This is a genomic window from Ralstonia sp. 25C, from assembly GCF_051904805.1.
Taxonomy (GTDB): domain Bacteria; phylum Pseudomonadota; class Gammaproteobacteria; order Burkholderiales; family Burkholderiaceae; genus Ralstonia.
Map to the genome: position 1 here is coordinate 1,279,029 of NZ_CP196738.1, position 22,002 is coordinate 1,301,030.

Consider the following 22,002-nt stretch of genomic DNA (forward strand, 5'->3'; position numbering starts at 1 on the left):
CGCTGACTGTAGGAGGCCGCGATCTGCCTGTAAAACAGAATATTTGGATCGATTATTCGGCTAATTGGATAAGAGGCGCCTAAGCCGCACCTGCCGTGTGGGCTTGACCCTGAAGCTTCTTCAGGGTTTTGAATGGAGGCATGAAACCTGATCTCGCTTCCACCCTGCCTGTCCACGATCATGCCGCCAAGCCGGAAACCTCCGGTTGTGGCGGTTGCTGCGGCCACAGTCACCCGGCTGCGAAGGACACCCACCACGACGCGCATGACCATGGTCACGATCACGATCACGGCCATGAACATGAAGCTGCTGCGCCTGTTGATGCCGCGACGCTGGCCCGCGCCAAGGGGCGCACCAAGGTCCGCATCGAGCAGATGGATTGCCCGACCGAAGAGCGCATGATTCGCGCCAAGCTGGGCAATGCCGACGGTGTGGTCGCACTCGATTTCAACCTGCTGGAACGCCACCTCACCATCCACCACACCGTGGATGACGTCACACCGTTCCTGGAGGCCCTGCGCGCCATCGGCATGGACGGCGAGGTGCTGGAGGAACGCGATCGTTCGGCCGCGGCGGCTCCGGCGCCCACCGGTATGTCGCGCCGCACGTGGCTGCTGGGCGTCGGTGGCGTGGCTGCGTTCGGCGCCGAGGCCATCGCGTGGTCGCTCGGGGATCATGCCCTGCCGGTGTTGGCGTTGGCACTTGCGTCCATTGCATTGGCCGGCGGGCCGACGTTGCGCAAGGGCTGGATCGCCCTACGTGCGTTCACGTTCAACATCAACTTTCTGATGGCGGTGGCCGTGATTGGCGCACTGCTGATCGGCAAGTGGGCCGAAGCGGCCATGGTGATCTTCCTGTTTGCCGTGGCCGAGGCCATCGAAGCGCGCGCCTTGGTGCGTGCCCGCGATGCCGTGCGTGCGCTCACCGCCATCGCGCCCGATACCGCCGAGTTGGCCGACGGCGCCGGCGGTTGGCGTGATGTGGCGGTCGAGAGCGTCGCCGTTGGCGCGCGCCTGCGTGTGCGCACGGGTAGCCGCGTGCCGGTGGATGCGCGCATCGTCAGCGGCCGCGCCGCGCTTGATGAATCGCCCGTCACTGGCGAGAGCCTGCCGGTGGAGAAGGTCACCGGCGACACCATCCTCGCCGGCACCATCGTCACCGACGGCGTCGTGGAAGCCGAGGCGACCGCTTTGGCGGCGGACAGCACGCTCGCACGCATCGCCGGAGCTATCCAGGAGGCGCAGTCGCAGCGCGCGCCCACGCAGCGTTTCGTCGACAAGTTCTCGTCCATCTACACGCCCGCGATGATGTTGCTGGCGCTGGCAGTGGCCCTCATCGGGCCACTGGTCACGGCCGATGGCTGGCTTGCATGGACGTATCGTGCACTGGTGCTGCTGGTGATCGCCTGCCCGTGTGCGCTGGTGATTTCCACGCCCGTCACGGTGGTGAGTGGCCTGGCCGCAGCCGCGCGGCGCGGCATCGTCGTCAAGGGTGGTGTCTATCTGGAAAGCGGGCGCCGACTGCGTGCGCTGGCGCTAGACAAGACCGGCACGCTGACGGCGGGTCGCCCGGTGCTGGATGCCTTAGCGCTGCCGGATGGTACGCGCCGCGCGGTGTCCGACCTGAATGCGGCGACGGATGCTGTCTTCCTGCGTCCACTCGCTGTGGCTGCGGCGCTGGACGCCAATACCACGCACCCGATTGCCGTGGCTATCGTGCAGGCGGCTGCGGCGCACGGCGCGGTCGATGCCGGTGCGGTGGAGGAGCTTTCGGTGCTGCCTGGCCGCGGTGTGGCGGGCAGCCTCAACGGCGTGCGCTGGCACCTGGGCAATGCAGCGCTCGTCGCAGAACGTGGCTTCGATACCCCAGCCTGGCGTGCCGCTGCCGAATCGCTGCAAGCCGAGGGCATGTCCGCCGTCACGCTGTGCGACGCGAATGGCGCCGTGGCGCTCTTCGGCGTACGCGACCGCGAGCGTGCGGAAAGCGCGCAAGCCATTGCTGACCTGCGCGCGCTGGGCGTGCAGCCGGTCATGATTACCGGTGATGATCGCCGTGCCGCGCAGGCCATCGCCAAGACTGTCGGCATCGACAACGTGCACGCCGAACAACTCCCCGCCGACAAGCAGCGCGTGGTGGGGGCACTGGCTGCACAACACGGCTTTGTCGGGATGGTCGGCGATGGCATCAACGATGCCCCGGCCCTGGCACGTGCCGACATCGGTTTCGCCATGGGCGCCGCCGGCACCGCCACTGCACTGGAAGCCGCCGATGTCGCGATCATGGACGACGACCCGCGCAAGCTCGCCAGCTTCATCTGCATCAGCCGGCGCACGGTGGCGGTGCTGCGTCAGAACATCGTGCTGGCGCTGGGCATCAAGGTGGTGTTCCTCGCGCTGGCCGTGATGGGCGACGCCACGCTCTGGATGGCCATCTTTGCCGATGTAGGTGCGAGCCTGTTGGTGGTCTTCAACGGGCTGCGGGTGATGCGCACGCGCGGTTGAAGGTCAACGTCAGCGCGCGTGCGAGGCGCGCTCAGCGCAAGCCGCTGACGCGCGCGTCCTTCGGATAGGTAATGAGGTAGTCGGCGGAAAAGCGGGCGCTCTCGCCAGCCGGAATCGTCTGCTCCCACGCAATCACGCCTGCGCGGTGTTCCCAGTCGCGCTTGGCGGGTTCTGGCGAGAAGGTGGTACGCACCTTGATGTCGTCGGACTGGCTGACGGGCGTGGCTTCCAGGACCTGCACGTCAATGGCATCGCGATGCCGGTTGCGCACGGTGTATAGCGCCGCGAGCTGGCGTTCGTTGCGGTTGTCGAGCAGGCCCACGCTGCGCTGGAAGGTCTTGGGTGTTTCCACCACCACGGTGACGAGATCATCGCGGCCAAAGGGCAGCGTGACCTTCTGATCGGCCCCTGCCGGATTCCAATGCGCGGTGCCGACCACAGCACCATCGCGGCGCAACTGCATGTTGCCTGCCGGCCAGATGCCTTGTGGTCGATCCACCGTGGCGATCAGATAAGCCGCCGTATCCATGCGTGGTGTGCTGCGCGCGGCCAGCTTGGCGGGCAGCGTTTCGGTGGCCAGGGTGTATGTCACCTTCTGCGCGTCGGACGGCAGCGCGACGTTCCCCGGCAGCTCGAACTCGGTGGCGAAGGCGGTCTGGACGGCGGTGACGTCGAATAGCGGTGCTTCATAGGCTTCGTCAGCCTGTGCGCGTTTCTCGCGGGCGAGCATGGGCGCGGCCACGGGTGCCGCCGCCATAGGGGCAGCGGGGTAAGGCTTGGGCGCTTGGGGCGGAGGTTGGATGTCCAGTTGCCATGCATATGGCTCAGGCCCACGCGGCGCAGTGCGCGGTTGACCCGTCGACAGGCGCAGCCGCACGCCGCGCCAATCCTCGCCGGTCGATTGCGCAAGGGTGGCCTGTCGCTCAACGATGACGTTCGAACGTACGGAATCCACGCTCGCCTGATACGCCGGCCGCCAACCCGCGCGCGAGGTCTGGTAGCTGATGCGCAACTCGCCGCCGCGCGGTGCTGACACGGCAATCCGTGCTGTGCGCAATGTCGTCGCACCGGCACCATGCGTCTGCTGCAGCGCGTCCAGTTGCGCCTTCAATTCGGCGTCGCGTTTTTTCAATTGCTCCTGGCGCGTGAAGACTTCCTGCGCATTGCGCGCCAGGGCATCGGTGGCACGGCCGAGCTTGGAGAAATCCGTGATGGGCGCATGACCGTTGCCACCGGTGTTTTCACTCACCGCCTTCAGGTAGCTCGCCGACAGGGCATTGGCCTGAAGTTGAACGTCCAGCGCCGCACGTTGGTCTTGAAGGGTTTTGATCTGCGTTTCCAGGGCGGTCTTTGCGCAGCCGCTGCCTTCGCTGGGCACGGTTTCCACGCGGATATCGCCCACGCGAATGCTGCTGTCCGCCTCCACGCGCAGGCTGTCTGCGTCGAACGTCATCGGCAGGCAAGTCACCTCGATGCTGCGCGCCCCCGCCGCAACGCTGGCCGTGCGCACAACCGTCGCGCTATCCGGAAACAGCGTGACCTCGCTGATGCGCGAAGGCGTGGCCGCATGCGCGGCAGCCGTCGTTGCCAGCGCAGCGGCGCCGAGCGCCGCGCGTTGCCGATGCAGAAAATACATTGCCGGTTTCGTCTTCATCCGCCCCACCCACGTGTTGTGAAATGCGGCGAGTATCGCACGTCAAAGCGCATGTCAAAGTGACGTGTCCGGCTGGGGATAGAGACGAATGAAGGCTGTTAGCGATGCACGCCACGAATATGCCGGTGTGCGTGTTCGGCGTCCCCGTGGTCGTGGTTATGCGTGTGGCTGGAGCCCGGTGCTGGCTCTTCATGCAGCGATTGCAGCACGCCGCATTCGGCCACGGAAGCGGCTGTGGTGCAGCGTTGGCCGATGGCCTCGATCTGTTGCCGGAGATCGGTCAATTCGGCAATGCGCGCCTCAACGTGGCGCAGGTGTTCGTCCAGTAGCCTGTTGATCTCTTCGCACGAGGCCTGGGGGTTGGCCTGTAGTTCGAGCAGTCGTCGGATCTCGGTGTGGGCCATGTCGAGCGACCGGCACTTCGCAATGAAGGCCAGTTGCTCGGCATGCTCGGGCGTGTAGACGCGGTAGTTGTTGGCGGCGCGCGCCGGCGGGGGCAGCAGGCCCTGCGCTTCATAGAAGCGGATGGTTTCAATGCTGATGCCCGTGCGCTGGGCGAGCTCGCCAATTTTCATACGCGTTGGAGAAGGGTCAGAAGACGGTCGGTTCGGCCGTGACGGCTTCAACACCAGCGACCTTCAGGCAGGCGTCCATGCAGGCACGGCACGCTGTTGCACAAGCACTGCAATGGCCTTGGCCATGATGATCGCATTCTTCCGCGCATTGGTTGCAGATCTCGGCGCAGTCTTCCAGCAGCAACTCGGCAAATTCGCTGTTGCGCTCCAGAAAGGCACGTGTGACCCCGCAGTACTGCGCGCAGTCCGTACACACGTTGATGCAGCGCGTCATGGCTGTCGCGTGGCCGTTCTTACTGCTTTCCGTCGCGCAATGATTGCAAGCGTTCTCGCAAGCCTGCAACGCCTGGATCACACTGGCAAAACGCTTGGCATTGTCTTTCGCGGTCGGACGAGTGGTCATGTCGGTTCTCCTGTGGCAGTGGATGGCACGCGGTTGCGTTTCGGAAGGAATGGGCCCGAGCGCTTCCCGGGCCGCATCCATTCAATTTAGCAACTGGCGCTCCGCTGCGTGAGGTGAACCTGTGCGGATTTCTGACCTCAGGCGACCGCTGCCCCGGCATTCCCGCGACGCAGCATGCCCTTGCCGGCACGTGCGATCAGGCGGTTCACGCCACCCACCACCGCACGGATCGACGCTGTCGTCAGGTTGGCATCCACGCCCACGCCAAACACGCTGCCTGCCACGCCGGGTGCCGCCATTTCTGCAAAGGCAATGGCGTCAGCATTGGCACCCTGGCCGAGCGCGCGCTCTTCGTAGTGATGGACCGACACCGGGGCCGTCAGCACGTGCGACAGCGCATGCACCAGCGCATCCAGCGGCCCGTTGCCGGTGCCTTCGCAGATGTGCTCGTGGTCATCGATGTTGACCACCAGGCGGATGTGCTGGCTGCCGTCATCACGTTCGGTCAGGCGGTGCGACACGTAGCCGATCGCGCCATCCGCACGCAGATACGTCTGCTGGAACAGCGCCCAGATGTCTGCGCCGGTGGCTTCGCGGCCGCTTTCGTCCGTCAACTGCTGCACGGTGCTGCTGAACTCCACTTGCAGCCGGCGCGGCATCGCTACGCCATAGCCGGATTCCAGCAGATACGCGATGCCGCCTTTACCCGACTGGCTGTTCACGCGAATGATCGAGTCGTACGTGCGGCCCACGTCGGCCGGGTCGATCGGCAGGTAGGGCATCTCCCACAGCGCGTTGGGTTGCTGCACTGCAAAGCCCTTCTTGATTGCATCCTGGTGCGAGCCCGAGAACGCCGTGAACACCAAGTCGCCCACATACGGATGGCGCGGATGCACGGGCAGTTGCGTGCAGTCTTCGCAGGTACGTGCCACGTCATTGATGTGCGAGAAATCCAGTTCCGGATCCACACCCTGCGAGTACAGGTTCAGCGCAAGCGTGACGAGGTCCACGTTGCCAGTGCGCTCGCCGTTGCCGAACAGGCAGCCTTCCACGCGGTCGGCGCCGGCCATCACGGCCAGCTCAGCGGCGGCCACGGCGGTGCCGCGGTCATTGTGCGGATGCACGGAGAGGATGATCGAATCGCGGCGCGCCAGGTTGCGGTGCATCCACTCGATCTGGTCGGCGTAGATGTTGGGCGTGGCCATCTCCACCGTGGCCGGCAGGTTGAAGATGATCTTGTGCTCGGGCGTGGGCTCCCAGACTTCGGTCACGGCATTGCAGACTTCGAGCGCGAAATCCAGCTCGGTGCCGCTGAAGACTTCCGGGCTGTACTGATACGTCCACTGCGTTTCGGGCATCGACTCCGCAATCTCGCGGATCAGCTTGGCGCTTTGCACGGCAATGCGCTTGACGCCTTCGCGGTCGGTGTTGAACACCGTGCGGCGGAACACCGGCGCCGTCGCGTTGTAGACGTGGATGATGGCTTTCTTGGCACCGCGCAGCGATTCCATCGTGCGGCGGATCAGGTCTTCACGCGCTTGCGTGAGCACTTCGATGGCCACGCCGTCGGGGATGTGTCCACCCTCGATCAGTTCGCGCACGAAATCAAAATCGGTTTGGGACGCGGCGGGGAAAGCGGCTTCGATTTCCTTGAAGCCGATCTGCACGAGCATCTTGAACATGCGCATCTTGCGCTCGGCGTTCATGGGCTCGAACAGGGCCTGGTTGCCATCGCGCAGGTCCGTGCTCATCCAGATCGGGGCACGGGTGATGGTCTTGTTGGGCCAGGTGCGATCGGTGAGGGCGATGGCGGGGAAGGGGCGGTACTTGGTGGCGGGGTTCTTCAACATGGTGTGAGCGTCCTGTTAGATCGAGATCGGTGGGTTACGTCGAGGACTGCCGCGCGGGCGGCGTCCGGCGTGGCCGGGTGAGCGGTGCGGGTGTGGCGGCCAGACAGCCACGGGCGCGTGGTCTGGCAACCGGACGGTAGTCGTAGCGAAAGCAGGGTCGAGGTGGGCATGGATGGCTCCAACGATTCGGCGCACGGACTGCGCCACATACAAGGCCCGTCGCCGCTCAGGGCACGGACCGATCAAACACCGGAACGAGGGGAAAGAGAGATCTACGCGTTTACACGCGTAGTAGAGAAGCGGATAGCAGACCGCGCACGCACGAGAGGGTGCGGGCAGGAGCGGTGAGAAGGGTGGTCTGCTGGGAGTGCATTTGTCGATGATGCTGGGGGATGGCGGACGTTGTCAAGCCGCCTTGGTCGAATTCGGACGGTTCTGGCGCAGCGCGCCATGTGAAGCCGCCGCCAGCAAAACCCACACGAACCTGCTTTAATACACCCCGTCCATACCGCCGGCCCGCTATATCAGAGGCTTCATAACGGTAAGACCCCTCTCACGCCCCACAAGGAGAACCCCACAATGGTCACGTTGAACATCAACGGCAAACCGGTGGAAGTTGATGCTGATCCGTCGACGCCACTGCTCTGGGCGCTGCGCGACAACCTCGGTTTGACCGGCACCAAATTCGGCTGCGGCGTTGCATCATGCGGTGCCTGCACGGTGCACTTGAACGGCCAGCCCACGCGCAGCTGCGTGCTGCCGATCTCCGCGGTGGCCGGCCAGCAGATCACGACCTCCGAACATATCGCCGACGACAAGGTCGGCAAGGCGGTGCTTGATGCGTGGGTCAAGCACGACGTTGCGCAATGCGGTTACTGCCAAAGCGGCCAGATGATGAGCGCGGTGGGTCTGCTGCGCACCAAAAAGAAGCCGACGGATGCAGACATCGACGCCGCGATGGCCGGCAACCTGTGCCGTTGCGCGACCTATCAACGGATTCGCGCGGCGATTCACGATGCCGCGAAAACGTTGGCCTGAGCCCTACCGGAGAACTCACGATGCGTATTCGAAATCTTGAAGCGCTGGCCGGTGGCGGCGCGCAACATCAGCCGGCGTCGGCTGACACGGGTGCAGCGACGCTGGATCGCCGCAGCTTTCTGAAACTCACCACGCTGGCAGGCGGCGGGCTGGCACTGGGCATTGCACCGGCGCTGGCCGGTGCGCAGGACTCGAAGGCCAAGCCGCCTTCGCCACCGCAAGCCTTCATCATCATTGCGCCGGACAACACCGTGACTGTGGCAGTGAACCGGCTCGAGTTCGGTCAAGGCGTGCACACGGCGCTGCCGATGGCGCTGGCTGAAGAGCTCGATGTGGATTGGCGCAACGTACGCGGCGTGCTGGCGCCGGCGGCTGATCCGTACAAGGACCCGGGCTTCGGCATTCAGATGACGGGCGGCTCAACCGCGTTGAACCACTCGTTCCAGCAATACCGTGAACTGGGTGCACGGGCGCGTGCGATGTTGGTCTCGGCCGCGGCCGAGCGCTGGAAGGTCGATCCGTCAACGTGCCACACCGCCAACGGCGTGGTCACGTCGGGCAGCCACCGCGCCACGTATGGTGAACTCGCACAGGCCGCGATGGCACTGCCGGTGCCGGCGCAGGTCACGCTGAAGAATCCGTCGCAGTTCCGCATTGTCGGCAAGCCCACGCCTCGTCTGGATGCACGCGCGAAGCTCGACAGCTCGCTCAAGTTTGGTCTCGACACGCGCCTGCCGAACATGAAGGTGGCCGTGCTGGCGCGCCCGCCGCGCTTTGGCGGCAAGGTGGCCAAGTACGACACGGCAGCGGCCAAGGCTGTGAAGGGCGTGGTTGATGTGCTGCAGATCCCGACCGATCGTGGCGGCACGGGTGTGGCTGTCATCGCCGATGGCTACTGGCCTGCCAAGATGGGCCGCGACGCGCTGCAGGTCACGTGGGAAGACGCGGGCTCGACCGTGTCCACCCCCGCGCTGATGGCGGAATACAAGAAGCTCGCCGGCCAGCCCGGCACGGTGGCCAAGGCCGCTGACGTGAGCGCGATTCAATCTGCCGCCACGCGTATCCAGGCCGACTACGAATTCCCCTACCTCGCGCACGCGCCGATGGAACCGCTGAACTGCACGATCGATGTGCAGAAGGACGGCGGCAAGGTCAGTGGTGCGAAGGTATGGGTGGGCTCGCAGTTTCAGACCATCGACCAAGGCGCCATCGCCAAGGTGCTGGGCGTTTCGCCCGAGAAGATCGAACTGAACACCATGATGGCCGGTGGCGGTTTTGGCCGTCGCGCGGTGCCCACGTCGGACTATCTGACGGAAGCCGCCAACGTGGCGAAAGCGTACGCGGCGGCCGGCCACAACGGCCCCGTCAAGGTGATCTGGAGCCGTGAAGACGACATCCGAGGGGGCTACTACCGCCCGATGCATCTGCACCGCGTCAACGTCGGGGTGGATGCCAGCGGCAAGGTCGTCGGCTGGGACCACGTGATCGTTGGCCAGTCGATCATCAAGGGCACGCCGTTCGAGGGCTTCCTGGTCAAGAACGGGGTGGACGAGACCATGGTCGAGGGCGTGAGCGAGAACCACTATGGTTTCCCGATGCAGCTGACGGTGCACCATCCGGACGTGAATGTGCCAGTACTGTGGTGGCGCTCCGTGGGCCATACGCATACGGCCTACGTGATGGAAACGATGGTTGACGAGGTGGCGCACGCCGCCAAGCAAGACCCGGTGGCCTTCCGTCTGGCGCGCTTTACCGGCAAGGAGCACGCGCGCCATCGCGCGGCGCTGCAACTGGCTGTCGACAAGTCGGGCTACGGCAAGCGCAAGCTGCCCAAGGGGCAGGCCTGGGGTGTGGCCGTGCATGAGTCGTTCGACTCGGTGGTGGCGTATGTGGTGGAGGTGTCCGTCGATCAGGGCAAGCCTCGCGTGCATCGCGTGACAGCGGGCGTGCATGCCAACCGCGTGGTCAACCCGATGGGTGCCGAAGCGCAGATTCAAGGTGCGTGCGTGTTTGGCCTGGCGATGATCCAGCCCGGCTTTGCCATCGACATCGAAAACGGTGCCACCAAGAACAGCAATTTCACCGACTTCCCGCCCGTGCGCATGCCGGACGCGCCGCCGGTGAACGTGTTCTTCGTGCCGTCGGAGGACAACCCCACCGGCTTGGGCGAACCCGGCACGCCGCCGATTGCGCCGGCCGTGGCCAACGCGGTGTTTGCGCTCACCGGCAAGCGCTTGCGCAAGCTGCCGTTCGATACGGTGTAGTTGTCACGATTGCGTGATGAGATGCAGGCCGGCATGCAGCAATGTGTGCCGGCCTTGTTGTTCAGCGGATCGAAGTTCAGCGGACTGAATCTTGCGTCCGCGAATGCGTTGTTTACCTACTGAAGGAGCACGTCATGGCATTGAACATCCTCTACACCGCCCACGCCAAAGCCACGGGCGGCCGCAACGGCCACACGCAGACGGAAGACGGGCAGGTCTCGCACGAATTGTCGGTGCCGAAATCCATGGGCGGCCCCGGCAAGCCCAACACCACCACGCCGGAAGACCTGTTCGCCGCCGGCTATGCCGCGTGCTTTGGCTCGGCGTGCGACTTTGTCGCCAAGAGCATGCTCAAGCTCAATCCGAGCAATATCGAGATCCACTGCGACGTCGGCATCGGCACGCGTCCGGAAGGCGGCTTCGGCCTGAAGGTGGGGCTGACGGCGCGCATCAGCGGCTTGTCGCAGAGCGATGCGGAAACGCTGGTCGCCAAGGCGCATGAGGTGTGCCCCTATTCGAACGCCACGCGCAATAACGTGGAAGTCACCCTCAAGACCGAGGTGGTTTGATGGCGCAGCGGCCGGTGGTGGGGGTGTTGCTGGCCGCCGGCTGCGGTAGCCGATTCGACCCGGCCGGCGCGGCCAACAAGCTGCTGGTGCGGTTGGCGGATGGAACACCCGTGGCCGTGCAGGCCGCGCGGCATTTGAAGCAAGCATTGGCCGATGTGGTGGCCGTGGTGCCCGCCGCTGGCACACATGGCGCACAGGTCGATCAGCTAGCGGCATTGCTGGCGGAAACTGGCTGCGAAGTGCTCCGCTGCCCGGGCGCTGCGCGCGGCATGGGTGCGAGCCTGGCGGCGGGTGTTGCGGCGCGCCCGGATGCGGGCGGCTGGATCATCGCGTTGGCCGACATGCCGTGGATTACACCCCAGACCATCGAACAGGTTGCGCAAGCCGTGGATGCCGACCATTGCGTTGCGCCCTTTCACGCGGGGCAGCGCGGACACCCGATCGGCTTTGGTGCCGACTACTTTGCTGGCCTGACGGCGCTCGACGGCGACGAAGGCGCCCGGCGCTTGATCGATCCGGCTGCGCTCGTCCGCATCAACGTGGACGATGCCGGCGTTCTGCGAGATGTCGATACACCGGCGGATTTGGCGGGCTGATCTAACAGCGCTGCGCCTAGCTGATAAATGAATTCGCGGGGCGCCGCACGGTCGGATCAAACGGGTTGATCAACGGCCCCAACGCATCCGCTTCTTTCTTCAACATGGCTGCCACCACGGGCAGCCGTTCGGGCGTCAGTCGGTCCGCAATGGTGCCGACGCTCAGGGCGGCCACGGGCCGTCGGCTCGCATCGAATACCGGCACAGCCAGGCCGGCCATGCCTTCAATCAAGCCGGTTTGCGTGGCCACATAGCCGAGCTCGCGCGCACGGGCAATTTCGGTACGCAAGAAGACTTCATCGATCGGGCGATATTCCTTCAACCTCGGCAGGTTGAAGCGGATGACCTCGTCCTGCTCGGCCGGCGGCAGCGATGCAAGGATCGCCAGGCTGCCCTGGCCAACGCCCAGCGCAATGCTGCCGCCAATGTCGCCGGTGAACGAGCGAATCGGGTAGGGCCCGTCGCTGCGATCGATGCACACGGCGTCGTAGTTGCTGCGCACGAGCAGGAAGATGGTGTCTTTGAGCGTGCCCGAGAGGCGCAGCAGCGCGGGCCGGAAGATGTCGCGCAGCGTGGCGGCGCTGCCGGCGGTGCTGGCCATCCGAAAGAGTTCCAGCCCCAGCCGGTATCGCTTGGATGCGTTGTCCTGCTCCACCACGCGTTGCTCCACCAGCGCGCGCATCAGGCGGTGCGCCGTGCCTTGGCTCAGGCCCGTGTCCTGCGCGAGCTGCGTGATCTTGGTGCCCTCGGCCGGCGCGCGGGCCAGGGCGCGCATCAGTGCAAACACCTTGTCGAGCACGCTGGCCTTGCTGTCGTCGATGGGCGTCATGGGGTTCTGCATGGCGAAGGAAATGTTGAATGGATGTGTCGGTATTCCGTGCGCTGGAGGCTGCCCGCAGCTGTATCAGGACATACCCGCGCGGTCATCAGATTCATTCCGGTATCCGGAATCGACTCACCGTGCTGATCAGTGATATTCCGCTCAATGGAATTATATGTTGACTGAATACCATTGAAAGGAATTTATACGGTCTTTTGGTTTGGCTGGCGGAATTCAGTGTAGTAGACTGAACCGTCAACGGCGAGCCGGTGCCATTGCCTGCCAGCGCCAGGGGTTTCTCAGAGTCGATTGTTGTAAGGAGAGCGCATGTCGTTCCTGCAGCTAAGAGGCATTACCAAAACCTACGGCAAGCTCTCCGTGGTCTCCGACATTGACCTCAGCATCGAGCAGGGCGAATTTGTCTCGCTGCTCGGCCCCTCCGGCTGCGGCAAGACGACGACCTTGCAGATGATTGCCGGCTTTGCCGAGGTGACGAAGGGCACCATCCTGCTGGCCGGCAAGGACATCACGCACATGGCGCCCAGCCGCCGTGGCCTTGGCATCGTGTTCCAGACGTACGCGCTGTTTCCGCATATGACCGTGGCGCAGAACGTGGCCTTTGGTCTGGAGATGCGCAAGGTGCCAAAGGGCGAGATTGCGCAGCGCGTGGACGAAGCGCTGGCCCTCGTGAAACTGCATGAGCATGCGCAGCGCTATCCGCGTGAATTGTCGGGCGGGCAGCGCCAGCGTGTGGCGCTGGCGCGCGCGCTGGTGATTCGCCCCTCCGTGCTGCTGCTGGACGAGCCGCTCTCCAACCTCGACGCCAAGCTGCGCGAGGACATGCAGTTTGAAATCCGTTCCATCCAGCGGCATCTCGGCATCACCACCATCATGGTCACGCACGACCAGGCGGAAGCGATGTCGATCAGCGATCGCGTGGTGGTGATGGAAGGCGGGCGTATCACGCAGGCGGGCGCGCCCTATCGCCTGTACGAATATCCGCGCTCGGAGTTCATCTCCAAGTTTGTCGGCAAGGCCAATGTGCTGGATGGCCGTGTGGAGGCATTGAACGGCGCCGGCGCGTTCGTGTCCGTGGGGCCGCTGAAGTTCCACTTCGCCACAGCCAGCCATAAGGTGGGCGCCGAGGTGCGTGTGTGCCTGCGCCCAGAGAAGATCGCCTTGGCGCCGCACGAGGCGGGCCGACTCAGCGGCACGGTGAATGCGCGCTTCTTTCTCGGCAGCCAGTGGCTGTTCACCATCGATACGAGCATTGGCACGCTGAATGTCGTCCAGCCCAACAACGGCGCCGCCATGCCCGCAGAAGGCGATGTGGTCGGGCTGCTGTGGGCCGACGAGCAATTGCGCCTGGTGGGTGACGATGCCTGCGCCGCCACCGCGCAACCCGCGGAGGCTGTGGCATGAACCCGCGCCCCGTGCGCCGGTGGGCCGGCACGCCCATCCTGCTCGCCACGCCGGTCAGCGCGTTGTTCGCACTGCTGCTGTTGTTGCCGCTGCTGCTGGTGACGGTGCTGTCGTTCCAGGGCTTTGACCCGGCGACGGGTATCCAGCCCAGCGCCACCGTCGTGCACTACGCCTCCATCTTTACGGACGACTACTACGCCGGCATCTTCCTGCGCACCTTCTGGCTGGCGTTGGTGACAACGGTGCTGTGCGCGTTGATCGGCGTGCCGGAAGCCTATGTGCTCAGCCGCATGCGCGCGCCGTGGCGTTCGATTTTCCTGCTAGTGATTCTGGCGCCCTTGCTGGTGTCGGTGGTCGTGCGCGCATTCGGCTGGAGCTTGCTGTTGGGACCAGAAGGGCTGGTCAACCAGGCAATCGTCCGGCTGGGCTTTGAACCGGTAAAGCTGCTCTACACGCAGACGGCCATCGTGGTCGGGCTGGTGCACGTGATGCTGCCGTTTATGGTGATACCAGCCTGGACGTCGCTGCAGAAGCTGGACCCTTCCACGCAGCAGGCTGCCATGTCGCTTGGTGCCTCGCAGGCCACGGTCATGCGGCGCATCGTGCTGCCGCAGATCTTGCCGGGGGTGCTCTCCGGCAGCCTGATCGTGTTTGGCCTGAGCGCAAGCTCGTTCGCCATTCCTGGCCTGCTGGGTGGGCGGCGCCTCAAGATGGTGGCCACGCTGGTCTACGACGAATTTTTGAGCGAGCTGAACTGGCCGCTGGGCGCCGCGATTGCGCTCACGCTGCTGGCGGCCAACCTCATCATCATGATGTCGTACAACCGGCTGGTGGAGCGCCGGTACAAGAAGACCCTGGGTTAGGGGCACAGCCATGCAGAAGAACGGACCGATTGCCCTCGTGTTTCACACCCTGGTGGTGGCCTTCATGCTGGCGCCGCTGGTGATTGTCTGCCTGGTGGCGTTTACGCCGGAGAACACCATGCAGATTCCCACCACCGCGTTTTCGCTGCGTTGGTTCAAGGCGGTCTTTGCGCATCCGGATTTCATGCAGGCCTTCTACAACAGCGTGCAGCTTGCGTTGCTCTCGGCCTCCATTGCCACGGCGCTGGCCTTGCCGGCTGGCATCGCGCTCACGCGCTACCGGTTTCGCGGGCGGGACTTCATCAACGGCATGCTGCTTTCGCCCGTCATCATTCCGCATCTGGTGTTGGGGATCGCCCTGCTGCGCCTGTTTGCGCTGATGGGTGCCACGGGCAGTTTTGCCTGGCTGGTGCTGGCGCATGTGGTGGTGATCACGCCGTACATCCTGCGGCTGGTGATTGCCTCGGTGGAGGGCATGGACTTCAGCGCGGAACACGCCGCCCAGTCGCTCGGGGCATCCAATACGGTGGTGTTCCTGCGCGTGACCTTGCCACTCATCCTGCCCGGGGTGGCGGGCGGCTGGCTGCTGGCCTTCATCAACAGCTTTGATGAAGTGACTATGTCGGTGTTCGTGACCGCCCCTTCCACGGTGACGCTGCCTGTGCGCATCTACATGTACGCCACCGAATCGATCGACCCGATGATGGCCGCGGTCTCTGCGCTGATGATCCTGATCACCAGCGTCGGCATGCTGTTGATCGATCGCATCTACGGCCTGGACAAAGTGTTGGTGGGCAGCAAATGACCATAGAGACACCTCCGAAAAAGGCTCCCGGTGCATTGCTCTGCCGAGTCGCGGAAACCGGCCGCCGCGCAATCGCGTTCACGATCGACGGTGTACCGGCCCGCGCATTGGAAGGCGATACCGTGCTGACCGCCGTGCTTACCCAGCGCAGCGTGCTCAGGCACGCGGATTTTTCATCCGCCCCGCGCGCCGGCTTTTGCCTGATGGGCGCCTGCCAGGACTGCTGGGTCAGCACGGAATCCGGTGAGCGCCTGCGCGCGTGTTCCACCCGGGCGCAGGAAGGCATGCGCATCGTTACCGACGGGAGCGAGTGCGCATGACGGCGACACCGCAAGTGGTCATCATCGGGGCAGGCCCGGCCGGTATCCGTGCGGCGCAGACGCTGGTGGCCCATGGCCTGCGGCCAACCGTGCTGGATGAGGCGCCGGCCTGGGGCGGGCAGATCTACCGCCAGCAACCGCCGGGGTTCACACGTTCGCCAGCCACGCTCTATGGCTTTGAAGCGAAGCGCGCGACGGGTGTGCACGCAGCCATGCGCGACATCCTCGGTCAGATCGACTATCGCCCAGGCCGGCTGGTCTGGAACGCCGAGAGCGGCGTGGTCGATGCCATCCGCGATGGGCAGCCGGAGCGGGTGCCGTACACGCACCTGATTGTCGCCACGGGCGCCACCGATCGCGTTCTGCCGTTTCCAGGCTGGACGACACCCGGCGTCTTCACGCTGGGTGCCGCACAGATTGCGCTGAAGTACCAAGCCTGTGCGATTGGTGAGCGTGTGGTGCTTGCAGGCACCGGGCCGCTGCTCTACCTCGTGGCCTATCAGTACATGAAAGCCGGCGCGCATGTGGCAGCCGTGCTCGATACTACGCCGCTGCGCCAGCAAGCGAAGGCGGCTCCGCAGATGCTGCGCTTGCCGGCGCTGCTGGCCAAGGGCGTCTACTACCACGCGCGCTTGCGCCTGGCTGGCATACCCATCCGCACAGGCATCCGCATCGCTGCAGTGGAAGGTGTGGACCGCGTCGAACGCATCCACTGGAAAGAGGGCGAGGCACAGCACAGCCTCGCTTGCGATGCCGTGGGCTTTGGCTATGCATTGCGCCCGGAAAGCCAACTCGCCGATTTGCTTGGCTGCGCATTCGTGTTTGATCCGCTCAACCGTGCCTACGTCCCCCAGGTGGACGCAGCACGGCGCAGCAGCATGGCCGGCGTCTACTTGGCCGGAGACGGCGCCGGCATCATGGGGGCCGATGCAGCGGAGTTGTCTGGCGAGCGGGCGGCGCTGGCCGTTCTCGAAGACTGCGGCAAGGCGGTGGCGGCGGATCGTGTGGCGATCTTGGAAAACGCACTCGCCCGCATTGCGCGCTTTCGGGTGGCGCTGGAGCAGGCGTTTCCGTTTCCCGAAGACTGGGCCGGCACTTGCGACGACACGTTGCTGCTGTGCCGCTGCGAGGAGATTACCGTCGGCGAATTCCGTGCAGAGATCCAGCGCAATGGCCTGAGCGAGATCAACCGGGCCAAGGCCTTCACGCGCGTGGGCATGGGCCGGTGCCAGGGGCGCATGTGCGGTGCCGCCGCGTGCGAGATCCTTGCGCATGCCGTGTCGAAGGACATCGCCGAGGTGGGCCGGCTGCGTGCGCAGGCGCCCATCAAGCCGATCGCCTTTCTGCAACCGGAGGAGGCGACGCAATCATGAGCGGGGTCAAGCTGGACACCACCGTCGCGATTGCGGGCGGCGGCATCGTGGGGGCATCGGCGGCGCTGGCGCTCACGCGCATGGGGATTGCCGTGACGCTGCTGGAGCGCGACACCTGCGGCTCGCGCTCCAGTGGCGTGAACTACGGCGGCGTGCGTCGGCAGGGGCGGTCACTGGTGCAACTGCCGCTGTCGCAGCGCGCACATCGCATCTGGGGGCAGTTGCAGCAGACCATTGGCATCGACGGTGAATACGAGCGCTCCGGGCACCTCAAGGTCGCGCGCAGCGAACAGGACATGGCGTCGCTCGAAGCCTATCGAGATCGCACGCGCGACTTCGACCTGGGCCTGCAACTGCTCAGCCGTGCGCAATTGCGCAGCGCGTATCCGTGGCTCGGCGACATCGCGGTGGGGGCCTCGCTGTGCCCCGACGATGGACACGCCAATCCGCGGCTGGTGTCCCCGGCATTTGCGCGGGCGGCCCGCCTGGAAGGTGCGCAGATCATCGAAGGTGAACAGGTAGACGAACTCGCCCGCGACGACCGCGGCTTCTGGCTGCGCACGCGCAGTGGTCTTGAGGTGCGCTCGCGCGTGCTGCTGAACTGCGCGGGTGCCTGGGCCAATGACATCGCCCGCATGTTCGGCGAGGAAGTGCCCATGATCAGCGCCCATCCGGCCATGACAGTCACCGAACCGCTACCGCTGTTCATGAACGTCAACGTTGGGGTGGAGGGTGGCGGGCTGTACGGCCGACAGGTACGGCGGGGCAACTGTGTCATCGGCGGTGCGCGCGGCTATGCGCTGGACGACACGCGTGCACGTTCGGGCCGCAGCGCGATCTTCTCGGTGCTGGAACAGGCGGTGGCGTTGTTTCCGGCACTGCGCAACGCCCACATCATCCGCACGTGGAGTGGCACCGAAGGCTATCTACCAGACCGCGAACCTGTGCTGGGGCCCAGCCAGACCACGCCCGGCCTGATCCATGCATTCGGCTTTGCCGGGGCGGGCTTTCAGATTGGCCCAGCCGTCGGCGAGGTGCTGGCAGAACTGGTGCGCGACGGCGCAACCTCCACGCCAATCGATGCGTTTTCCATTGCACGTTTTCAACAAACCAGGCTTGGTGCTACGCACGCCGAGCCCTCTTTTCACGACTCTTAGGAGAATGGCGCATGAAACAGGGAAACCGCATCGGCATGATGAAGGTGGCAGCGGGCTGCGGCATTGCACTGGGCGTATTGATGTATCTGCCCAATGCCGCTGCGCAGAGCAAGACCTTGTACGTCGGCATGAACGGCGGCGTGATGGAGCGCACCTACGTTGACCACGTCTTTCCGGCCTTCGAGAAAGAGAACAACGTGAAGGTGGTGGTGGTGCCCGGCACGTCGTCCGACATCCTGGCCAAGGTGCGGGCCACCAAGGACAAGCCGCAGATGCACCTTATCTTCCTGGATGACGGCGTGATGTACCGCGCCATCGGCATGGGCCTGTGCGACAAGCTGGCCGACGGCCCGGAGCTGAAAGACATTCCTGCCAACGCGCGCATCCGGGGCAACATGGCTGCGGCCGTCAGCATCGGCATGACGGGCCTGGCCTACAACACGAAGATGTTCAAGGAGAAGGGCTGGGCCGCGCCGACGTCGTGGCAAGACCTGGCCGACCCCAAGTTCAAGGGCAAGGTCATCTTCCAGTCGCTGCCGTCGTCCACGTTCGGGCTACACGCGTTCCTGATGGTGAACCGGCTCAATGGCGGTACCGAAAGCAATGTGGAACCGGGCTTCAAGGCGTGGAAGACCGGCGTGGGGGCGAACGTTGGTGAGTACGTGGCCAACTCCGCCAAGCTCTCGGAGATGGTGCAGACCGGCGAGGCGGGGCTGTTCCCGTCCACCCCCACGCAGGTGATGGTGCTCAAGGGCAAGGGCCTGCCAGTGGAATACGCCCAGCCCAAGGAAGGCGCCGTGGCGTTGAACACCATGGAATGCGTGATCGCCAAGAATGACGAACCGGCACTCGCGCAGAAGCTGGCGGCCTTCCTGCTGTCACCGGCTGCGCAGGCCAAGGCGTTGCAAGGCGGCGCCAGCATCCCCGCCAACCCCAAGACGCCGTTGCCCGCTGACACCGATGCGCTGATCAAGCGCGCAGTCGACTACGCGCGTACGGCGGTGGTCATGGATTGGGACGTCATCAACGCGCAGCGCCCGGCATGGAGTACGCGCTGGAACAAGACGGTCGAGCGCTGAATCCACTACGCTGGAAACTCCGGCTCGCCGCGTTGATGTGGGCGAGCTGCAACCACCTCATCGGCATCATGAACACTTCCGACCTGCTCACTTCGCTTTCCATCCATGCACGGGCCAACGTGGCGCAAGGCCATGCGGTCACCTCGCCGATCGACGGTTCGGTGATCGGAACCGTGGCGTTTGTCAGCGAGCATGACGCCACTGCCGCCATCGACCGGGCCCATGCGGCGTTCCTCAAATGGCGTATGGTGCCGGCGCCCGTACGCGGTGAGCTGGTGCGCCTGCTGGGCGTGCAGTTGCGCGAGCACAAGGAGACGCTTGGGCGGCTCGTTACGTTGGAGGCGGGCAAGATCCTCTCGGAGGGGCTGGGTGAGGTGCAGGAGATGATCGACATCTGCGACTTTGCGGTCGGGCTGTCGCGCCAGCTGTACGGTTTGACCATCGCCTCGGAGCGCGCTGGCCACCGCATGATGGAGACGTGGCATCCGGCTGGCCCGGTGGGGGTGATCTCTGCATTCAACTTTCCGGTGGCGGTGTGGGCGTGGAACAGCGCGCTGGCGCTGGTGTGCGGCGACAGCGTGATCTGGAAGCCGTCGGAAAAGACGCCGCTGACGGCCATGGCGTGCCATGCGCTGCTGCAGCAGGCCATTGCAGCGTTCGAGCGCACGCACCCTGGTGTGGCGCCAGCGGGTTTGCATGAGCTGCTGATCGGAGGCCGTGAGGTTGGCGAGATCTTGGCCCGTTCTGAGAAAGTGCCGGTGGTCAGCGCCACGGGCAGCACGCGCATGGGCCGTACAGTCGGCCAACTGGTGGCCGGCCGCTTTGGCCGCGCCATCCTGGAGCTGGGTGGCAACAACGCCATGATCGTCGCGCCTAGCGCCGATCTGGAACTCGCGGTGCGCGCCATCACCTTTGCCGCCGTGGGCACCGCAGGCCAGCGCTGCACGACGCTGCGTCGCTTGATCGTGCACGAGAGCGTGGCGGACACACTGGTGGACCGCCTGCAACGCATCTATGCATCGGTTGCGGTCGGGAACCCGCTGGAAGCCGATACGCTGGTCGGGCCGCTTATCGACGGTGCGGCTTTTGAAGCGATGCAATCGGCGTTGGCCCAGGCACGTGTCGAAGGTGGCGAGGTCTTCGGGGGTACACGCGTGCGAGGGGAATTGGGCGATCAGGCGTTCTACGTTACCCCGGCGCTGGTGCGCATGCCAGCGCAGACTGCCGTCATGCAGCACGAGACGTTCGCCCCCATCCTGTATGTGCTGACCTATCGGAATTTTGACGAGGCGGTTGCGCTACAGAACGGCGTGCCGCAAGGCTTGTCGTCCGCCATCTTCACGCGTGACCTGCAGGAGGCGGAAACCTTCCTCAGTGCAGCGGGCAGCGACTGCGGCATTGCGAACGTCAATATTGGCACCTCTGGCGCGGAGATCGGTGGCGCCTTCGGCGGCGAGAAAGAGACCGGCGGCGGGCGTGAATCCGGCTCGGATGCGTGGAAGGGCTACATGCGCCGCGCCACCAACACGATCAACTACAGCAACACGCTGCAGCTTGCCCAGGGCGTGCGGTTTGACGTGTGACCATTGGGGTTCCCCATTCGTCATATTGCAGATTGGGATCGGTACACAGGTCGGGCATGGAATCGCTGTTACGACGCCTTCATCCGAGCCGCTGAAAACAGGATCTCGGCCAGTTTCTCGTTCTCGTCGATGCGCGCCTGCTCAAGGGCCATGTCGGCTCCATTGCCTGCGTGTTCGGCCCAGCGCCGTCGCTCTCGCGCAAAGATGATGCGTTCATGCACGGCGCGCAGGGCGCTCCAGACCGCCTCGCCCACGCTCTCCTCGCTCGCTTCTTCCAGAGAGCGTGATGAAAACGCGTGTCCCGTGTGGCATCGGTAGCGCAGAGGCCGGTCGTCGTGCAGTCGCCAGAGGGCGCCGTGACAAGTCGGGCACGTCAACGCTGAACGCTCACCGATCTCGTCGAGCACTTCGGGCCCCACGAGCCCATTTTCCGCGAGCTGCGCCTCTCGATCGAGATCAGGCCGATTTGTGATGGGAGGCGCCTCGCGCCGTGCCGCTCCGAGGACGGCAGCATGAACGGTGTGGGACAGTTCCTCCTGCTTGGCAACCGCGTCGGCGCCCGCCGCGGCCATCGCGCTTCGCGGCATCGAAGGGGCTTCACAGTCGTCGGGGTCTTGTACTACCGCGTATCCGCCGCGTGCACGAATTGCGGCAAGCCCGGCCGCGCCGTCGTCCAGATCGCCGCTGAGTACCACGCCCACCACGCGTTTCTGATATTCCGCGGCGGCAGAGCGGAAAAGCGGGTCGGCGGCCGGCCGTGCAAAATTCTCCGGCGCCGTATCGAGTAGCCGCAAGCTGCCGCTACGCAGCACCAGGTGTTGATCCGGCGGCGCCACGTAAATCCGGCCGCGCTGGATGCGCTCTCCATGCGCTGGATAGCTCGCCTTGAGCGGTCCCCAGCGCGAAAGCAGCTCGGGCAGCATGCTGCGATGCCGGCCGATGTGCAGGACGATGCAAACGGTTGCATCGAGATCCGGGGCAAGACCTGCCACCAGTTTTCTGAGCACCGTGAACGCGCCGCGCGATGCCCCGATCACAACAATGTCGCGATGTCCCATATGGCCTCCTGCTGAGTAGGCGCGCAAGTTGCACGCCCGCCGCGTACTCACCGGCCGAGGAAGGCACCGAGC

At 64.9% G+C, this 22,002-nt stretch carries 19 protein-coding genes; 13 read left to right on the forward strand and 6 right to left on the reverse strand.

From position 1 onward, the window contains the following. Positions 1–140 precede the first annotated feature (140 nt). Positions 141–2,501: a heavy metal translocating P-type ATPase gene (locus tag ACS7SF_RS24220; RefSeq protein ID WP_439893025.1), complete on the forward strand. Its 2,361-nt coding sequence runs from the start codon at positions 141–143 to the stop codon at positions 2,499–2,501. A gap of 31 nt (positions 2,502–2,532) precedes the next feature. Here ACS7SF_RS24220 and ACS7SF_RS24225 read toward each other — a convergent pair whose 3' ends face one another. The 4 genes from ACS7SF_RS24225 to leuA all read right to left on the reverse strand — a co-directional run bounded on the left by ACS7SF_RS24225 (position 2,533) and on the right by leuA (position 6,983). Then, positions 2,533–4,137 carry a DUF4139 domain-containing protein gene (locus tag ACS7SF_RS24225; RefSeq protein WP_439893026.1) on the reverse strand — a complete coding sequence of 535 codons (1,605 nt, stop codon included), beginning with the start codon at positions 4,135–4,137 and terminating at the stop codon, positions 2,533–2,535. A gap of 116 nt (positions 4,138–4,253) precedes the next feature. Continuing rightward, complete coding sequence (gene cadR, locus ACS7SF_RS24230; protein WP_439893027.1) at positions 4,254–4,730, reverse strand: Cd(II)/Pb(II)-responsive transcriptional regulator; 477 nt, start codon at positions 4,728–4,730, stop codon at positions 4,254–4,256. 16 nt (positions 4,731–4,746) lie between these two features. Continuing rightward, a complete protein-coding gene (locus tag ACS7SF_RS24235; protein ID WP_439893028.1) occupies positions 4,747–5,133 on the reverse strand; it encodes a four-helix bundle copper-binding protein in 387 nt (128 codons plus the stop codon). Between the two features lie 137 nt (positions 5,134–5,270). Continuing rightward, entirely contained in the window at positions 5,271–6,983 is a 1,713-nt protein-coding gene (gene leuA / locus ACS7SF_RS24240) for a 2-isopropylmalate synthase (RefSeq protein WP_439893029.1), read from the reverse strand. Between the two features lie 579 nt (positions 6,984–7,562). On the opposite strand from leuA, the gene ACS7SF_RS24245 reads away from it, so the two are divergent. The 4 genes from ACS7SF_RS24245 to ACS7SF_RS24260 all read left to right on the forward strand — a co-directional run bounded on the left by ACS7SF_RS24245 (position 7,563) and on the right by ACS7SF_RS24260 (position 11,450). Beyond that, on the forward strand, positions 7,563–8,021 hold the full coding sequence (locus ACS7SF_RS24245) for a (2Fe-2S)-binding protein (RefSeq protein WP_366170553.1): 459 nt from the start codon (positions 7,563–7,565) through the stop codon (positions 8,019–8,021). Between the two features lie 20 nt (positions 8,022–8,041). Continuing rightward, the gene (locus tag ACS7SF_RS24250; RefSeq protein WP_439893030.1) at positions 8,042–10,285 is read left to right on the forward strand and encodes a molybdopterin cofactor-binding domain-containing protein; all 2,244 of its coding nucleotides are present in this window, start codon (positions 8,042–8,044) and stop codon (positions 10,283–10,285) included. A 134-nt stretch (positions 10,286–10,419) separates the two neighbouring features. Next, complete coding sequence (locus tag ACS7SF_RS24255) at positions 10,420–10,854, forward strand: organic hydroperoxide resistance protein (protein ID WP_439893031.1); 435 nt, start codon at positions 10,420–10,422, stop codon at positions 10,852–10,854. Continuing rightward, complete coding sequence (locus ACS7SF_RS24260) at positions 10,854–11,450, forward strand: nucleotidyltransferase family protein (RefSeq protein ID WP_439893032.1); 597 nt, start codon at positions 10,854–10,856, stop codon at positions 11,448–11,450. Before ACS7SF_RS24255 ends, ACS7SF_RS24260 begins: the two co-directional genes overlap by 1 nt. A gap of 16 nt (positions 11,451–11,466) precedes the next feature. On the opposite strand, the gene ACS7SF_RS24265 is transcribed toward ACS7SF_RS24260, so the two are convergent. Next, entirely contained in the window at positions 11,467–12,279 is an 813-nt protein-coding gene (locus ACS7SF_RS24265; protein ID WP_439893033.1) for an IclR family transcriptional regulator, read from the reverse strand. Positions 12,280–12,597: 318 nt separating this feature from the next. Here ACS7SF_RS24265 and ACS7SF_RS24270 point away from each other — a divergent pair, with 318 nt between their 5' ends. From ACS7SF_RS24270 to amaB, 8 genes are all read left to right on the forward strand, one after another. Continuing rightward, positions 12,598–13,692: an ABC transporter ATP-binding protein gene (locus ACS7SF_RS24270; protein WP_439893034.1), complete on the forward strand. Its 1,095-nt coding sequence runs from the start codon at positions 12,598–12,600 to the stop codon at positions 13,690–13,692. Further along, positions 13,689–14,555 (forward strand): ABC transporter permease, encoded by an 867-nt coding sequence (locus ACS7SF_RS24275; RefSeq protein ID WP_439893035.1) that lies wholly within the window; start codon positions 13,689–13,691, stop codon positions 14,553–14,555. Before ACS7SF_RS24270 ends, ACS7SF_RS24275 begins: the two co-directional genes overlap by 4 nt. Positions 14,556–14,565: 10 nt before the next feature. Beyond that, positions 14,566–15,360, forward strand: a complete 795-nt coding sequence (locus ACS7SF_RS24280) for an ABC transporter permease (RefSeq protein WP_439893036.1) — start codon at positions 14,566–14,568, stop codon at positions 15,358–15,360. Then, complete coding sequence (locus ACS7SF_RS24285) at positions 15,357–15,680, forward strand: (2Fe-2S)-binding protein (protein WP_439893037.1); 324 nt, start codon at positions 15,357–15,359, stop codon at positions 15,678–15,680. The genes ACS7SF_RS24280 and ACS7SF_RS24285 overlap by 4 nt, the downstream gene beginning before the upstream one ends. Continuing rightward, positions 15,677–17,053 carry an FAD-dependent oxidoreductase gene (locus ACS7SF_RS24290; RefSeq protein ID WP_439893038.1) on the forward strand — a complete coding sequence of 459 codons (1,377 nt, stop codon included), beginning with the start codon at positions 15,677–15,679 and terminating at the stop codon, positions 17,051–17,053. The genes ACS7SF_RS24285 and ACS7SF_RS24290 overlap by 4 nt, the downstream gene beginning before the upstream one ends. Beyond that, on the forward strand, positions 17,050–18,210 hold the full coding sequence (locus ACS7SF_RS24295; RefSeq protein ID WP_439893039.1) for an NAD(P)/FAD-dependent oxidoreductase: 1,161 nt from the start codon (positions 17,050–17,052) through the stop codon (positions 18,208–18,210). Before ACS7SF_RS24290 ends, ACS7SF_RS24295 begins: the two co-directional genes overlap by 4 nt. An 11-nt stretch (positions 18,211–18,221) precedes the next feature. Continuing rightward, positions 18,222–19,289 carry an extracellular solute-binding protein gene (locus tag ACS7SF_RS24300; protein ID WP_439893040.1) on the forward strand — a complete coding sequence of 356 codons (1,068 nt, stop codon included), beginning with the start codon at positions 18,222–18,224 and terminating at the stop codon, positions 19,287–19,289. A 68-nt stretch (positions 19,290–19,357) separates the two neighbouring features. Continuing rightward, complete coding sequence (amaB, locus tag ACS7SF_RS24305) at positions 19,358–20,872, forward strand: L-piperidine-6-carboxylate dehydrogenase (RefSeq protein WP_439894475.1); 1,515 nt, start codon at positions 19,358–19,360, stop codon at positions 20,870–20,872. Between the two features lie 68 nt (positions 20,873–20,940). Here the strand turns inward: amaB and ACS7SF_RS24310 are convergent, their stop codons facing one another. Next, a complete protein-coding gene (locus ACS7SF_RS24310; RefSeq protein WP_439893041.1) occupies positions 20,941–21,930 on the reverse strand; it encodes a chemotaxis protein CheB in 990 nt (329 codons plus the stop codon). Positions 21,931–22,002 lie beyond the last annotated feature (72 nt).